The organism is Pseudonocardia broussonetiae, from assembly GCF_013155125.1.
In the GTDB taxonomy this organism is placed as follows: domain Bacteria; phylum Actinomycetota; class Actinomycetes; order Mycobacteriales; family Pseudonocardiaceae; genus Pseudonocardia; species Pseudonocardia broussonetiae.
Genome location: NZ_CP053564.1, coordinates 1125257 through 1139764 on the forward strand (window position 1 = coordinate 1125257; position 14508 = coordinate 1139764).

Below are 14508 nucleotides of genomic sequence, written 5' to 3' on the forward strand. Positions count from 1 at the left end.
GCGCACCTCCCGGCGTCCCGCGCACGTCCTGTCGTGCGCGGGACGCTGCTGCGTGCGCCGCCCGCGCCCGACCGGGGACGTCGCTGCGGCACGTGACCCGGCTGTGATCAAACCCGGGCGGCTCCGTACGCTCGTGTCCCGCTGAGTCGCGGGCCACGGGAGGTGCGATGGAGGACGGTCACGACCGTGCCCCGCGCCATCCCCGGCCCGACGACGTGAACGGCCGCGGCCCCCGCACGCCGGGTGGCCGCGCCGCGCGCCGGAGGGCCGCGGAGCAGCGGGACGCCGCCGCGCACCCGGTCCCGCCGCCCGGCGCTCCGCCGCTCGGCCCTCCCCCGGCCGGGCTCCCGCCGCGCCCGAGCAGCCGCGCGGACGGCCGGTCCGCGCCCCCGAACGGGCAGCCCGGCACCCGGCGGTCACCGCAGGACCGGCCCGGGTACGACCAGGGTCGGCCGGAGCAGGGACGGCCGGAACAGGGGCGGCCCGAACAGGGGCGGCCCGAACAGGGGCGGCCCGAACAGGGGCGGCCCGGACAGGCCCGGCCGGGGAGCTCCGGCACCGGCCGCTACGGCCCCGTGCCCGCGCAGCCCCCCTCCGCGCAGCCCCCTTCCGCGCAGCCCCCCTCCGCGCAGCCCCCCTCCGCCCCGCCCCGGTCCGCACAGCCCCGATCGTCACAGCCCCCACCCCGCACCGGCGGCTCCGATCCCGGCACCTCCCGGTCAGGCCCCCGTCCCGTCGGCGGTCGTCCCGTCGGCGGCGGTCCTGATCGCCCCGGTCCCGTCGGCGGCGGTCCCGTCGGCGACAGTCCCGTCGGCGGCGGTCCCGTCGTCGGCGGCCCCACCGGGCAGTCCGGCCCCCGCACGCGCCCCCCCGGCCCGCCGGCGCGCCCCGCCGCGGGCCGGTCCGCCCACGGCCGCGCCGCCCCACCCCCGGACGGACCCCCGAGCGGGCCGCAGGGCCGCGCTCCCCTGCCCGCACCCCCGCAGGGTCCCGGGCGGACCGGCCCGACCGCCCATGCACCGGCGCAGAACCCGGCCCGGCCCGGCCCGGTGGCACCGGCCGGCGGCACCCGCACCCCCGGCACCCCCGCCGGCGGCGCACCCAGGACCGGCACGCCGATCACCGGCACACCGCGCAACGGCACCCCGCGGAACGGCGCCCGGACCCCGGACGGCACCGCCCGGGCCACACCGCGTACGGCCCGCACCACCGCCGCGTCGACGACCGGCACCACCGCCACCGGCCGCCGCCGCCGCGCCACCCCGCCCGACACCGCACGCCCCGACACCCGGCGCCCGGACAGCGCCGAACCCGTCAGCGAGACCCCCGGCGCACCAGGAACCCCTGAGTCACCCGCCGACGCCGAACGCCGCGAGGCCCGCCCCACCGGTGCGGCCCGGGCGAACGACGCCGAGGAGGTCCGCCGCATCGACGAGACCCTCACCCGGCTCACCGCCGCCCACGCCGGCGTCACCCTGGCCCGGACCGACGCCGACGCCCCCGCCCCGCTCCCCGAGCGCGTCCGGGTGCGTCCCGGCATCGCGCAGGTGCTCGTCGCCGTCCTCGCGCTCGCGGTGTTCGCGGTGACCGCGTTCCAGTACGTCGGCAAGGCCCGCCTGGACGCCGCCGTGACGCAGGTGACGGCGCTGGACCCCGACTCCGGCGCCATCGTCGACGCCGACGCGCAGGCCGGGGACGAGAACGTCCTCATCGTCGGCACCGAGCCCGCGGGCGCCGCGGGCGGCGCGCCGACCGACACGGTGCTGCTCGCGCACGTCCCGGCGGGCGGCGGCGACGTCGTGGGCGTGTCGGTCCCGCACGACCTGGAGGTCAACCGGCCGCCGTGCCGGCGCTGGGACCCCGCCGCCCGCGACTACCTCGACGAGACCGTCCCCGCCCAGGCCCGCACGCCGCTGATGTCGGCGTTCCAGGTCGGCGGGCCGCAGTGCGTCACGCGCGTCGTCCAGCAGCTCACCGGCCTGGCCGTCACCCGCTTCGTCGGCCTCGACCTCGACGGCATCGGCGACCTCGTCGACGCCGTCGGCGGGGTCGACGTGTGCGTCGAGCAGCCCGTCGTCGACGGTTTGCTGGGCCCGGTCGTCCCCGCCGCCGGCACGACGTCGCTCAACGGGGTGCGCGCCCGCGACTTCGTGGCCGCCCGGACCGTCGCGGGCGACCCGGCGGGCGGGCGCGGCGTGCTGGAGCGCCAGCAGCGGCTCGTCACCGCGGTGCTGGAGAAGACGCTGTCGCGCGAGGTCCTGCTCGACCCCGCGCGCACCGGCTCGCTCGGGCCCGCGCTGGGCGCCGCGCTCACCGCCGACGACGCCGACCTCGACCGGATCCTCGCCACCGCGCGCTCGGTGCGCACGTTCGCGGCCGAGGGCGTCACGTTCACGGCCGTCCCCACGTCGACCGAGACCAGCGGCCAGGGCAACACCCTGGTCCGCGACGCCGACGCCGCCGCCCTGTTCGCCGCGCTGCGGGAGGGCACGCCGCTGCCCGACCAGACCGTCCTGGCCGCGGGCGCGGGGCCCGCACCCGCCGACGTCACCCTCGACATCCTCAACGCCTCCGACCAGCAGGGCCTCGCCGCCGAGATCGGCGGCACGCTGGAGACGCTCGGGTTCGGCGTGGACGAGATCGGCAACGCGCCGCAGCCCGCCCCGGACACCGTCGTCCGCTTCTCCCCCGACCGCGCCGCGGCGGCCGAGCTCCTCGCCGCCACGGTGCCCTCGGCGCGGACCGTGCCCGACCCCGGCGAGAGCGGCGTGCTGCAGCTCGTGCTCGGCCGGTCCTTCGACGGGGTGGTGCGCGCACCGTCCACGACGCCCTCCGCCGCGACCCCCGTCACGCCCCCCGCGACCTGCACCTGACGCCCGTCCGCCAGCGTTCACCTCCGGTTCACCCGTCCGCACTGCCGGGGGTCGCCCGCACCTCTAGGCTCGTGCCATGCGCGACGCCTACCAGGAGCAGCTCGATACGCTGGCCGAGGAGCTGGCGGGCATGTGCGACCAGGTCGCCGACGCGCTCGCGAAGGCCACCAAGGCCCTCCTGGAGAGCGACCTGCAGCTCGCCGAGGAGGTCATCTCCTCCGACATCCGCATCGACGAGCTCCGCGCCGCCGCCGAGGAGAAGGCGTTCGCCCTGCTCGCGCTGCAGGCCCCCGTGGCCACCGACCTGCGCACGGTCGTCTCCGCCATCCACGGCGCCGGTGACATCGAGCGGATGGGCGACCTCGCGCTGCACGTGGCCCAGGCCGCGCGCCGGCGGCACCCCGACCCCGTGCTCCCGGCCGACGTCAGCGGCTACTTCGCCGAGATGGGGCGCGTGGGGTGCCAGCTGGCCCACAAGGCCGGCGACGTCATCCGCTCCCGCGACCTCGCCCGCGCCGAGGAGCTCGAGCGCGACGACGACGCGATGGACGACCTGCACCGGCACATGTTCACGGTGCTGATGGACCCCGCCTGGGAGCACGGCGTCGGCCCGGCCGTCGACATCACCCTGCTGGCCCGCTTCTACGAGCGCTACGCCGACCACGCGGTCGCCGTCGCCCGCCGCATCGTCTACGTCGTCACCGGCCGGATGCCCGGTCCGCTGGCCGTCTGACGCCCCCGTGGCCCCCGCACCGCTGTCGCAGCAGCTGGCCGACCTCACCGACCTGCTGGGCCGCATGTGCGTCCACGCCGCGGGCTCGCTGCAGAACGCCACCGCCGCGCTGCTCGACAACCGGGAGCGCCTCGCCGCGCAGGTCATCGCGCGCGAGCGCGAGCTGGAGGCGATGCGCGCGCAGATCGAGGACCTCGCCCGCGACGCCCTGCTGTTCCACCAGCCCGTGGCCGGCCCCCTGCGCGCCGTCGTCTCCACCATCCGCTCGGCGGGCGACATCGACCGGATGAACCGGCTGGCGCTGCACGTCGCCGAGGCGGTCCAGCGCCGCCACCCCGACTCCGTGCTGCCCCCCGAGGTGCGCGACGACTTCGCCGAGATGGGGCGGCTCGCCGTCGCGCTCGCCGTGAAGGCGTCCGAGGTGGTGCGCTCGCGCAACGTCATCCGCGCGATCGAGCTCGACCACGACGACGACGCCATGGACGTCCTGCACCGGCGGATGTTCGAGGTGCTGATGGATCCGGCGTGGCCGCACGGCGTCGCGAAGGCCGTCGACATCACCCTGCTGGCGCGGTACTACGAGCGCTTCGCCGACCACGCCGTGGCCGTGGCGCGCGAGACCGTCTACGCCGTGACGGGCCGGGAGCCCGACGCGATCCCGATCTGAGGTCGGGCCCGCGCCGGGCTCCCGGTGCCGTGCGTGCGGATCGTGCTCAGCCGAAGCGGCCCGAGACGTAGTCCTCGGTGGCCTTCTGCGAGGGCTGCGAGAAGATCGTCTTGGTCTCGTCCATCTCCACCAGGTGCCCGGGCTTGCCGGTGCCCTCGATGTTGAAGAAGCCCGTGAAGTCGCTGACGCGGGCGGCCTGCTGCATGTTGTGGGTGACGATGACGATCGTGTACTCCTGCTTGAGCTCGTTGATCAGGTCCTCGATGGCGAGGGTCGAGATCGGGTCGAGCGCGGAGCAGGGCTCGTCCATCAGCAGGACGTCGGGCTGCACGGCGATGGCGCGCGCGATGCACAGGCGCTGCTGCTGGCCGCCCGAGAGGCCCGAGCCCGGCTTGTCGAGGCGGTCCTTGACCTCGTTCCACAGGTTCGCGCCGCGCAGGGACTGCTCCACCAGCGTGTCGGTGGCCTCCTTGCGCATCTTCTTGTTGTTCAGGCGCTGGCCCGCGATGACGTTGTCGTAGATCGACATCGTCGGGAACGGGTTGGGGCGCTGGAACACCATGCCGATCTGGCGGCGCACGCCGACCGGGTCGATGCCGGGGCCGTAGAGGTCCTTGCCGTCGAGCTCGAGCACACCCTCGACGCGCGCGCCGGGGATGACTTCGTGCATGCGGTTGATCGAGCGCAGGAAGGTCGACTTCCCGCAGCCCGACGGGCCGATCAGCGCGGTGACCGTCTTCGGCCGGATGGCCATGCTGACGCCCTCGACCGCGAGGAACGACCCGTAGTAGATGTTCAGGTTCTTGGCGTCGATCGACTTGCCCACGGGATGCTCCCTTATCGGGTCTTCGGGGCGAACGCGCGGGCGATGAGTCGCGCCAGCAGGTTCAGCACCATGACGATGATGATCAGGACCAGGGCCGCGGCCCACGCGCGGTCCAGGTAGGGCTCGCGCGGCACGCCGGGCGTCGCGTACGAGAAGTACGAGAACACCGGCAGGGTCGCCATGCGGCCGTCGAACGGGTTGAGGTTGACGCCGGTCGTGACGCCGACGGCCACCAGCAGCGGCGCCGTCTCCCCGATGACGCGGGCGATCGCCAGCGTGACGCCCGACGCGATGCCCGCGACCGAGGTGGGGATGACGACCTTGAGGATCGTGCGCCACTTCGGCACGCCGAGGGCGAACGCCGCCTCGCGCAGCTCGTTGGGGACGATCTTGAGCATCTCCTCGGTGGCGCGCACGACGATCGGGATCATCAGCACCGACAGCGCGACGGAACCGGCGAACCCGAGGCGGGCGCCCGGCCCGAGCAGCAGCGTGAACAGGGCCACCGCGAACAGGCCGGCGACGATCGACGGGATGCCCGTCATGACGTCGACGAAGAACGTGATCGACCGCGCCAGCCGGCTGTTCTTGCCGTACTCGACGAGGTAGACGGCGGTGAGCAGCCCGATCGGGATGGAGATGAGCGCGGCGAGCGCGGTGATGATCAGCGTGCCGAGGATGGCGTGGTAGACCCCGCCGCCCTCGCCGACCACACCGCGCATCGACGAGGTGAAGAACTCGGCGTCGAAGCGGGTGAGGCCGTTGCTGATCACGGTCCACAGCACGGAGACCAGCGGCAGCAGCGCCAGCAGGAACGCCGACGTGACGACCGTGGTGACGAGGCGGTCCGTGGCCTTGCGCCGGCCCTCGACCATCCGCGACACGACGTAGAGGCCGACCGCGAACAGCACGGCGGTGGCGACGACGAACAGGCCGGTGTTGAAGCCCGTGAGCGCCAGCACGCCCCCGACGACCGCCGCGGTGAGGGCGATGCCGCCGGGCACGGACCAGCGGGGCAGCTGCCCCTGCCGCTGCAGCGGAGCGGGCTCGACGATCACGGCGTCGACCGCGTCACGCTTCTCGGTGTTGACGGTCATCAGTTGGCCCCCGAGAACTCACGGCGTCGGTTGATGATGTAGCGGGCGAGCGAGTTGATCGCGAGGGTGATGAGGAACAGCACCAGGCCCGAGGCGATGAGCACGTTGACGGCCACACCGCTGGCCTCGGGGAACTGGAGCGCGATGTTGGCCGCGATCGTCCCCGGGTTGCCGTTGCTGATCAGGTTGAAGGTGACGCCACCGGAGATCGACAGGATCAGGGCGACGGCCATCGTCTCGCCGAGGGCGCGGCCCAGGCCGAGCATCGCGCCGCTGATGATGCCGGAGCGGCCGAACGGCAGGACCGCCATGCGGATCATCTCCCAGCGCGTGGCGCCGAGCGCGAGCGCGGCCTCCTCGTGCAGCTTGGGCGTCTGCAGGAAGACCTCGCGGGCGACCGCGGTGATGATCGGCAGGATCATGATGGCGAGCACGGCGCCGACGACGAGCATCGCGCGCCCGGCGTTCGAGGCGGGCCCGGCGAACAGCGGGATCCAGCCGAGGTTCTCCTCGAGCCACAGGAGGAAGGGCACCGAGGCGATGGAGAACGTGTAGGCGCCCCACAGGCCGTAGACGATGCTGGGCACCGCGGCGAGCAGGTCGATCACGTAGCCGAGCGCGGCGGCGAGCCGGCGCGGGGCGTAGTGGGTGATGAACAGCGCCACGGCGACGGACAGCGGCGTGGCGATGACCAGCGCGATGACCGCCGCGAGCAGCGTGCCGAACACCAGCGGCCAGACGTAGACGACGAAGCCGCCACCGCCCTGGATCTCGTCGGCGGGTGCGGCGATCGCCGGGAGCGACTGGGCGATGAGGAAGGCGGCCACCCCGGCGAGCACGACGAGGATGAGGATCCCCGAGCCCTTGGCCAGGCCGGAGAACACCCGGTCGCCCGGCTGCACCACCGGTTTCGTCGTGGTGGCGGGCGGAGCCGCGGCCTGCGGCCGCGGGCTGGTGTCTGTGCTCACGTCATCCCTTCCGGCGGTTCTCGCGGAAGCTGGTGGGTGGGTGGGGGGTGGACCGGGAGGGCCCGGACGGTCCCATGATGACGACCGTCCGGGCTCCCCGGCCAGGATCTGGCCGGCCGGGTGACGACCGACTCAGCCGGCGGCGCCGATCGACTCGACCACCGGCAGGAACTGCGAGCGCTGCTCGTCGGTGATCGGGGCGTTGCCGGCGTTGGCGTTCGCCGCCTGCTGGCCCTCGTCACTGGCGATGTAGGACAGGAACGCCTTCACCGTGTCGGCGACGGCCGCGTCCGCGTACTGGGTGCACGCGATCGTGTAGGACACCAGCACGACGGGGTAGGTGCCGGCCGCCGTGGTGTCGCGGGCGAGCTCGACCGCGAAGTTGGCGGCGCCCCCGCCCTCGACGCGCGGCGACGCGGCGACGACCGCGGCGGCCGCCTCGGCCGTCGGGGCGACGTACTCGGAGCCGACCTGCACGCTGACCTTGCCCAGCTCACCGGCCTGGCTCTCGTCGGCGTAGCCGATGGAGCCCGCGCCGGAGCCGACCAGGCCGACCACGCCGGAGGTGCCCTGCGCGGACGCGCCGCCGCTCAGCGGCCACACGCCGTCGGGCTCGGAGGTCCAGTCGGCGGGGGCCGCGGCCGAGAGGTACTCGGTGAAGTTCTCGGTGGTGCCCGAGTCGTCCGCGCGGTTGACCGGGGTGACCGCCAGGTCCGGCAGCGTCACGCCGGGGTTCTCGGCGGCGATCGCCGGGTCGTTCCAGTTGGTGATCGAGCCGTTGAAGAGCTTGGCGATGTTCGACGCGCTCAGCTGCAGCGTCGGGACGCCCGGCAGGTTGAAGATGACCGCGATCGGCGAGACGTAGAGCGGGAGCTGGATGACGTTGTCGGCGCCGCCGCAGAGGGTCTGGGCCAGGGGGAGCTGCTCGTCGTTGAGCGCGGAGTCGCTGCCGGCGAACTGCACGGCGCCGTCGACGAACTGGGTGCGTCCGGCGCCGGAGCCGGCGGCGTCGTAGCTGACGGTGGCGTCGGGGGCCACCGAGCTGAAGCCGGCGACCCAGGCCTCCATGGCGGCCTGCTGGGACGTGGCGCCGGCGCCGGCGATGGACGCGCTGGCCGACGCGGCGGCCTCGCCGCCCGCCTCGGCCGGGGCGCCGGACTCGTTGGCCGCGCCGCAGCCGGCCAGCAGCAGCGCACCGCTGGTGGCCAGGCCGACAGCGGCAACTCGGGCACGGGCGCTGTGCCGCACGATCTTCACGTGAAGGTTCCTCCGTCGTAGGACCGCAAGGGTCGGTGCGGCTCGGGGTGGCCGCTCGCCGAGGACGGTAGGTAGCGCCGGTGGACGCGCTCCCCCGAACAGATGAACGCGGAATGAACACATCACCGAAGGTGAGGCAGGACACCCGTTCGGTGGGGGTCGTGATCGCCCCGTGACCTGCGCGTTCCGTTGCGCCGGTCACATGGCGAACCGGTGAACTGCGCGTGGCCGTCAGCCCGCGGGGGCTGCGTTCCGGGCGAACAGGACATCGCTGTGGCGGACGGTGAAACCGAGCTTGCGGTACACCCGCACGGCCGCCTCGTTGTCGGACTCGACGTAGAGCAGCACCTGCCGCAGGCCCCGCGCGTGCAGGTGCCGCAGCCCCGCGATCGTCAGCGCGGCGCCCAGCCCGGTGCCCTGCGCCGACGGGTCGACGCCGAGCACGTAGACCTCCCCGATCCGCTCGGGCTCGGTGTGGACCTTGGTCCAGTGGTAGCCGAGCAGCCGGTCGGAGGGGTCGACGGCGAGCAGGAAGCCCTCCGCGTCGAACCACGGCTCGGCCTCGCGCTCGGCGACCTGCTCGCGCCCCCAGCCGCCCTGCTCGGGGTGCCAGTCGAACGCGGCGTTGTTGACGCGCAGGAACGCTTCCTCGTCGGCGCCCACGACGAACGGGCGCAGTGTGACGCCCGCGGGGAGCTCGACGGCGGCGGGCGCGTCGGGCATCTCCCGGTGCATCTGCCAGAGCTCGCGGACCCGCACCAGACCGAACTCGGCGGCCAGCGCGACGGCCCCCGGGTGCTCGCCGTGGGCCCAGACGCGCAACTCAGCGTCACCGGCCCGGTCCACGAGCGAGTGCACGATCCGACGGCCCAGACCGGCGCGCCGGTGGCGCGGGTGCACGACCAGCTCGCCGCCGCCCGCCGGGTCGAGGTGCGCGAAGCCGACGAGGTCGTCGCCGTCGAGGGCCAGCAGGTGCGCGGCGCCGGCGCTGCGCAGCTGCAGCAGCACCTCGTCGGAGAGGGGGGCGCTGCCGTCGGCGGCCGCGGCGGCGGAGGCCAGGGCGCGGACCACCGCCACGCCGTCGTCGTCGAGCCCGGCGCGCCACTGCAGTTCGGTCACATGATCGAGCCTACGCGCGGAAGCTCAGCCGCTCGTCGGCGTCGGCGTCCTCGTCGTCGGCCTCCAGGGTGGGCGCGCCGATCGCCCCGCGGCCGGGGCGCACGAACTTGTAGCCCACGTTGCGCACGGTGCCGATCATCTGCTCGTGCTCGGTGCCGAGCTTGGCGCGCAGGCGGCGCACGTGGACGTCGACGGTGCGGGTGCCACCGAAGAAGTCGTAGCCCCACACCTCCTGGAGCAGCTGCGCGCGGGTGAACACCCGGCCCGCGTGCTGCGCCAGGTACTTGAGCAGCTCGAACTCCTTGTAGGTGAGCTCCAGCAGCCGCCCGCGCAGGCGCGCCGCGTACGTGGCCTCGTCGATGACCAGCTCGCCGAGCACCAGCGCGCCGCTCCCGCCGCCGCTGTCGGCGCCGGGGCGGGCCTTGAGCAGCCGCAGCCGGGCGTCGACCTCGGCCGGACCTGCCCCGGGCAGCAGGATCTCGTCGACGACCCACTCGCCGGACACGGCCACCAGGCCGCCCTCGGTGAGGATCGCGACGACCGGCACGTCGGTGCCCGTGCTCCCCAGCAGGCGGCACAGGCTGCGCGCGGCGACCAGGTCGGTGCGGGCGTCGACGAGGACCGCGTCGTGCGGACCCGCGTCCAGCAGCGCCGCCACCTCGGGCGCGGCGGTGCGCACGCCGTGCGGCAGGAGCGTGAGCGCCGGCAGCACCGAACCCGGGTCGGGGTCGGCCGTCAGCAGAAGGAGCTCCATCTGTTCCTCCTCATCGGGGCGTCGTTCGCCCCCTCTGGAGAAACGGCGGGCGACGTTGACGCACCGTGTTCACATCCACGTGATCGGGACGAGACCCGCGCGGATCGACGAAGAATAGCCCGCGACCGGCCCGGAGCCCTAGTACCGCGGCACAGGTCACGACCCGGGGACGGCCGGGGACCCGCCCCGCTCTACGGTCTCCGGGGTGACCGCAGTCGTCGTCGGAGGTCGGATGAAGCGCCTGATCGTCGGACTCGTGGTGCTCGCCGGAGTGCTCGTGGGGCTCGACTTCGGTGCCGCCGCGCTCGCCGAGTCGGCCGTCTCCCGGCAGATGCGCGAGCAGATCGGCCTGCCCGACGACCCGGACGTCCGCATCAACGGCTTCCCGTTCGTCACGCAGGCGCTGGCCGGGCGCTACTCCAGCATCGACGTCACCGCCGACCGGCTGCAGGTCGGCGACCTGCAGGAGGTCGAGATCGTCGCGCAGCTCCGCGACGTCGACGCCCCGCTGTCGGAGGTGCTCGGGTCCGGTCCGACGTCGCTGCGCGTCGCCGAGGCCGACGGCACCGTCCGGATCGGCGCCGACGACATCGAGCGGCTGCTGGGCAGCGTCGACAAGCTGCGCATCGAGTCGCTCGACGCCGACGCGCTCGAGGCGGCCGTCGAGGACGGGGCGGACCCGTCGCTCGCCGACGTCGACCCCGACACGGTCGCCCGGCTCGTCGGCACCACCGCGGTGCTCGGCGAGGACACCGAGGTCTCCGCGATCGTCGGCCTCGACCTCGCCGAGGGGCTCGTGCGGATCGTCCCGCGCGACGTCCGCATCGGCGGCCCCGACGCCGCGCCGCTGCCGGAGTCCGTGCAGAGCTCGCTGGCCGACCGGTTCACCGTCGAGGTCGACCCGGGCTCGCTCCCGCTGCAGGTCACGCCGACCGAGCTGAAGGCCGTCGACGGCGTCCTGGAGATCAGCGGCAGCACGACCGACCTGCTGCTCGGCGCCCCGGCCACCACGACCGGGTGACCCCCGCGGACTAAACCGGCACCGGCCGGCGTTGGCGCGCGTGTGGACCTCCTCGGCGTGACGGTGCTGGTCGCCGCCCTGGTGCTCGCCACGGCCGTGGGCCTGGTGCTGCGCCGCCGCGACGGGCGCCTGCGCGCCACCGCCGACCGCCGCGGGGCGAGCGGTGGTGGGGCGGCCGGCGGGTGGGCCCTGGCCGGCACCGCGCCCGCCGACGGCGACCGCGTGCTGCTGCTGCAGCTCTCCTCCCCGGTCTGCACGCCGTGCCGGCGCACCGCGGAGCTGATCGACGACCTGCGGGCGCGGCAGCCGGGCGTCGCGCACGCCGAGGTGGACGTCGCCGAGCGGCCGGAGGTCGCGCGCGCCCTCGGGGTGCTGCGCACGCCCACCGTCGTCGCCTTCGACCGGTCCGGCGCGGAGTTCGTCCGGGTCTCCGGCCTGCCCCGCGCGGCCGAGCTGGAGGCCGCGCTCGCCCCGGCCCTGGGTGCGCTGTGAGGAACGGGTCCGTCCGACCTGCGGGATCACGCTCCTGCAGGTCGGGACGCTGGGTTAGGCTCGTACCGTGTTCTGGCCGTTGACCCGTCGCCGCGCAGTGGACCTGTGCCGCGTCGGCAGCTGCCTGTGTCACGCCTCCTGAGCATCCGCGTCCCTCATCCGCTCGTCTCAGGAGCACCTCCATGTCCGCAACGGACCCCCCGCTCGATCCGCGCGGCGTCCGCTTCGCCGCGGCGCTGTCCACCGTCGTGCTCGCGGTCGTGCTGCTCACCGGCAGCGGCTGGCTGCTCGCCGCGCAGGCCGTGGTGTTCGCGCTCGCCGCGTTCGCCGGGCCGCGCTTCGCGCCGTACCCGCTGCTGTTCCGCACGCTCGTCGCACCGCGGCTGAGCCCGCCCACCGAGCGCGAGGACGCCGCCCCCGTGCGGTTCTCGCAGCTCGTCGGGTTCGTGTTCGCCGTCGTCGGCACGGTCGGCTACCTCACCGGGCTCTCCGTGCTCGGCGTCGTCGCCACGGCGTTCGCGCTCGTCGCCGCCTTCCTCAACGCGGCCTTCGGCTTCTGCCTGGGCTGCGAGATGTACGCCCTCCTCCACCGATTCCGCACGCACCGCAACCAGCAGGGAGCCACAGCATGAGCCGCGAGGACGTCCTCGTCACCGCCGATTGGGCCGAGAAGAACATCGGCACCGACGGCATCGTGTTCCTCGAGGTCGACGAGGACACCGCCGCCTACGACGGCGGCCACCTGGCCGGCGCCGTGAAGGTCAACTGGACCACCGAGCTCCAGGACTCCGTCCGCCGCGACATCGTCGACGCCGACCAGTTCGGCGCGCTGCTCTCGGCCAAGGGCGTCTCCAACGACGACACCGTGGTCCTCTACGGCGGCAACAACAACTGGTTCGCCGCCTACGCGTACTGGCAGTTCAAGCTGTACGGGCACGCCGACGTGAAGCTGCTCGACGGCGGCCGCAAGAAGTGGGAGCTCGACGGGCGCCCGCTCACCACCGACAGCACCGAGCGCACCCCCACGACCTACACGGCGAAGCCCGCCGACACCTCGATCCGCGCCTTCCGCGACGAGGTCGTCGAGGCCATCGGCAGCCAGAACCTGGTCGACGTCCGCTCGCCCGACGAGTTCTCCGGCAAGATCCTGGCGCCGGCGCACCTGCCGCAGGAGCAGTCGCAGCGGCCCGGCCACATCCCCGGCGCCATCAACATCCCGTGGAGCAAGGCGGCCAACGAGGACGGCACGTTCAAGTCCGACGAGGACCTCGCCAAGCTGTACGGCGACGAGGGCTTCGACGGCTCGCGCCCGACCATCGCCTACTGCCGCATCGGTGAGCGCAGCTCGCACACCTGGGTCGTGCTGCACGAGCTGCTCGGCCACGGTGACGTCAAGAACTACGACGGCAGCTGGACCGAGTACGGCTCGCTCATCGGGGTCCCGATCGAGCTCGGCGCGGGGAGCAAGGGCTGATGTGCGGCGCTCCTGACCAGTCCGTGTCGCTGCCCCCGGGCACCGACCTCAGCAAGGAGACCGTCCTCGCCGGGCGCGTCGTCGCGGGCGGCGAGCCCGTCGGCGGCGCCTTCGTCCGGCTGCTCGACGGCACCGGCGAGTTCACGGCCGAGGTCGTGGCCAGCGCGAGCGGCGACTTCCGCTTCTTCGCCGCCCCCGGCACCTGGACGCTGCGCGCGCTGAGCCGCAGCGGCAACGGGGAGGCCGTGCTCGAGGCCGACGCCCCCGGCCTGCACCAGACGCTGGTGTCGGTGGCCTGAGCGCCCCTCCACCCGGCCACCGCGCCACGGCCACCCGCTCCACGGCGCCGCTCCACCGCCACCGCCACGTGGCAGGAAGGCCACCTTCACGCAACCTCGTTGTGTGAAGGTGGCCTTCCTGCAACAGGCGGGCCGGTGGTGCCACTAGGGTGGCTCCCCGTGCACTGGTTCTTCACCGGCCTGCTGATCGCGGCCAGCGGCGGCACGGTGGCCTACACCGGCTACCTGCTCCGACGGCTGTTCACCACCGAGCCGACGCCCGGGACCGTCACGGAGCCGGCGTCGTGAGCGGGCCCGACGGCGAGATCCCCGGCACCATCACCGGCCCGGCCAACGCCGCCCCCGACTCGCCCCGCCGCAACCGGCCGCGCTTCGAGGACCTCCCCGTCCCCGACGACACCGCCAACCTGCGCGAGGGTCCCGACCTGCACCAGCAGTGCCTGGGCCTGCTGCCGCTGATCGGCGTGTGGCGCGGGGCGGGCGAGGTCGTCTACCCGACGATCGACGGTCCCTTCGCCTACGGCCAGCAGCTCGTCTTCGCCCACGACGGGCGCCCGTTCCTGTCCTACGAGGCGCGCGCCTGGCTGCTCGACGACGACGGGAAGGTCATCCGGCCCGCCGCCCGGGAGACGGGCTTCTGGCGCCCGCAGGAGGGCAGGCAGCTCGAGGTGCTCCTAACCCACGCCACGGGGATCGTCGAGGTCTTCTACGGCCGCGCGCTCGACCTCCGCTCGTGGGAGATCGAGACCGACGCCGTCGTGCGCACGCCGACCGCGCAGGACGTGCAGGCCTCGCACCGGCTCTACGGGCTCGTGGAGGGCGGCGACCTCGCCTACGTCGACGAGCGCGCGATGATGGGCCAGCCGATGCAGCCGCACCTCTCGGCGCGCCTGAGCCGCATCGCGGGCTGACGCCTCAGCCCACCCGC

Annotated in this window: 17 protein-coding genes; 11 read left to right on the forward strand and 6 right to left on the reverse strand. The window is 74.3% G+C overall.

Annotated features, from left to right (window positions below; all coding sequences use genetic code 11):
* Positions 1–1049: 1049 nt before the first annotated feature.
* From HOP40_RS05525 to phoU (HOP40_RS05535), 3 genes are all read left to right on the forward strand, one after another.
* Entirely contained in the window at positions 1050–2873 is a 1824-nt protein-coding gene (locus HOP40_RS05525; protein ID WP_172155280.1) for an LCP family protein, read from the forward strand.
* 76 nt (positions 2874–2949) lie between these two features.
* A complete protein-coding gene (gene phoU, locus HOP40_RS05530; RefSeq protein ID WP_172155282.1) occupies positions 2950–3606 on the forward strand; it encodes a phosphate signaling complex protein PhoU in 657 nt (218 codons plus the stop codon).
* 7 nt (positions 3607–3613) lie between these two features.
* The gene (gene phoU, locus HOP40_RS05535) at positions 3614–4273 is read left to right on the forward strand and encodes a phosphate signaling complex protein PhoU (protein WP_240157526.1); all 660 of its coding nucleotides are present in this window, start codon (positions 3614–3616) and stop codon (positions 4271–4273) included.
* Positions 4274–4319: 46 nt separating this feature from the next.
* Here the strand turns inward: phoU (HOP40_RS05535) and pstB are convergent, their stop codons facing one another.
* The 6 genes from pstB to HOP40_RS05565 all read right to left on the reverse strand — a co-directional run bounded on the left by pstB (position 4320) and on the right by HOP40_RS05565 (position 10294).
* On the reverse strand, positions 4320–5099 hold the full coding sequence (gene pstB, locus HOP40_RS05540; RefSeq protein ID WP_172155284.1) for a phosphate ABC transporter ATP-binding protein PstB: 780 nt from the start codon (positions 5097–5099) through the stop codon (positions 4320–4322).
* A gap of 11 nt (positions 5100–5110) precedes the next feature.
* Positions 5111–5974: a phosphate ABC transporter permease PstA gene (gene pstA, locus HOP40_RS05545; protein WP_420821814.1), complete on the reverse strand. Its 864-nt coding sequence runs from the start codon at positions 5972–5974 to the stop codon at positions 5111–5113.
* 221 nt (positions 5975–6195) lie between these two features.
* Positions 6196–7164 carry a phosphate ABC transporter permease subunit PstC gene (gene pstC, locus HOP40_RS05550; protein ID WP_172155288.1) on the reverse strand — a complete coding sequence of 323 codons (969 nt, stop codon included), beginning with the start codon at positions 7162–7164 and terminating at the stop codon, positions 6196–6198.
* Between the two features lie 132 nt (positions 7165–7296).
* Positions 7297–8421, reverse strand: coding sequence for a phosphate ABC transporter substrate-binding protein PstS (gene pstS / locus HOP40_RS05555; RefSeq protein WP_240157527.1), 1125 nt, complete (start codon positions 8419–8421; stop codon positions 7297–7299).
* Between the two features lie 231 nt (positions 8422–8652).
* Positions 8653–9540 carry a mycothiol synthase gene (mshD, locus tag HOP40_RS05560; protein WP_240157528.1) on the reverse strand — a complete coding sequence of 296 codons (888 nt, stop codon included), beginning with the start codon at positions 9538–9540 and terminating at the stop codon, positions 8653–8655.
* Between the two features lie 10 nt (positions 9541–9550).
* Positions 9551–10294, reverse strand: a complete 744-nt coding sequence (locus HOP40_RS05565; RefSeq protein WP_172155292.1) for a winged helix-turn-helix transcriptional regulator — start codon at positions 10292–10294, stop codon at positions 9551–9553.
* 205 nt (positions 10295–10499) lie between these two features.
* Between HOP40_RS05565 and HOP40_RS05570 the strand changes: the two genes are divergently transcribed.
* From HOP40_RS05570 to HOP40_RS05595, 8 genes are all read left to right on the forward strand, one after another.
* Positions 10500–11315: an LmeA family phospholipid-binding protein gene (locus tag HOP40_RS05570; protein ID WP_172155293.1), complete on the forward strand. Its 816-nt coding sequence runs from the start codon at positions 10500–10502 to the stop codon at positions 11313–11315.
* Positions 11316–11372: 57 nt separating this feature from the next.
* Complete coding sequence (locus HOP40_RS05575) at positions 11373–11807, forward strand: thioredoxin family protein (RefSeq protein ID WP_240157529.1); 435 nt, start codon at positions 11373–11375, stop codon at positions 11805–11807.
* Positions 11808–11874: 67 nt separating this feature from the next.
* Positions 11875–11949, forward strand: a complete 75-nt coding sequence (locus HOP40_RS36705) for a putative leader peptide (protein ID WP_372451465.1) — start codon at positions 11875–11877, stop codon at positions 11947–11949.
* A gap of 40 nt (positions 11950–11989) precedes the next feature.
* Positions 11990–12439, forward strand: coding sequence for a DUF4395 domain-containing protein (locus HOP40_RS05580; RefSeq protein ID WP_172155295.1), 450 nt, complete (start codon positions 11990–11992; stop codon positions 12437–12439).
* Positions 12436–13281 (forward strand): sulfurtransferase, encoded by an 846-nt coding sequence (locus tag HOP40_RS05585; RefSeq protein ID WP_172155296.1) that lies wholly within the window; start codon positions 12436–12438, stop codon positions 13279–13281. The genes HOP40_RS05580 and HOP40_RS05585 overlap by 4 nt, the downstream gene beginning before the upstream one ends.
* Complete coding sequence (locus HOP40_RS05590; RefSeq protein WP_172155297.1) at positions 13281–13580, forward strand: DUF1416 domain-containing protein; 300 nt, start codon at positions 13281–13283, stop codon at positions 13578–13580. Before HOP40_RS05585 ends, HOP40_RS05590 begins: the two co-directional genes overlap by 1 nt.
* 159 nt (positions 13581–13739) lie before the next feature.
* A complete protein-coding gene (locus HOP40_RS36345; RefSeq protein ID WP_275691339.1) occupies positions 13740–13868 on the forward strand; it encodes a hypothetical protein in 129 nt (42 codons plus the stop codon).
* Positions 13869–13885: 17 nt separating this feature from the next.
* On the forward strand, positions 13886–14491 hold the full coding sequence (locus HOP40_RS05595; RefSeq protein ID WP_172167900.1) for a heme-binding beta-barrel domain-containing protein: 606 nt from the start codon (positions 13886–13888) through the stop codon (positions 14489–14491).
* The last annotated feature ends 17 nt before the right edge of the window (positions 14492–14508 follow it).